Origin of the sequence: Pseudoalteromonas sp. S1608 (assembly GCF_005887265.1) — a bacterium.
GTDB classification, from domain to species: domain Bacteria; phylum Pseudomonadota; class Gammaproteobacteria; order Enterobacterales; family Alteromonadaceae; genus Pseudoalteromonas; species Pseudoalteromonas undina.
This window is the reverse complement of record NZ_PNDK01000072.1, coordinates 1-476: the sequence shown is the minus strand read 5'-3', so window position 1 is coordinate 476 and position 476 is coordinate 1. Positions and strand designations below refer to the sequence as shown.

General features: G+C 46.0%; 1 rRNA gene. It reads right to left on the bottom strand.

Annotated elements, in window-relative coordinates:
- Nucleotides 1–447, bottom strand: a 23S ribosomal RNA gene (locus CWB75_RS19160); the annotation flags it as partial.
- Nucleotides 448–476: the final 29 nt, after the last annotated feature.

The window sequence follows — 476 nt, the reverse complement described above, 5'->3', positions numbered from 1 at the left end:
GACGGGTTCACTATCGGAGAGTTGGGAGTATTTAGCCTTAGATGATGGGCCACCTATATTCAGTCAAAGTTTCACGTGCACCGACCTACTCGATTTCACTTAAAATGCGTTTTCATGTACGGGACTATCACCCTGTATCGTGGCACTTTCCAGAGCCTTCCATTAACACATAATAAGCTTAAGGGCTGTTCCGATTTCGCTCGCCGCTACTATCGGAATCTCGGTTGATTTCTTTTCCTACGGGTACTTAGATGTTTCAGTTCTCCGCGTTCGCCTCGTTAACCTATGTAATCAGTTAACGATACCTGCAAGCAGGTGGGTTTCCCCATTCGGAAATCCTAGTCTCAAGTGCTTTTTACTAGCTTGACTAGGCTTATCGCAAGTTAATACGTCCTTCATCGCCTCCAACTGCCAAGGCATCCACCGTGTACGCTTAGTCACTTAACCATACAACACAAACGGGTCATTCTTTCGTG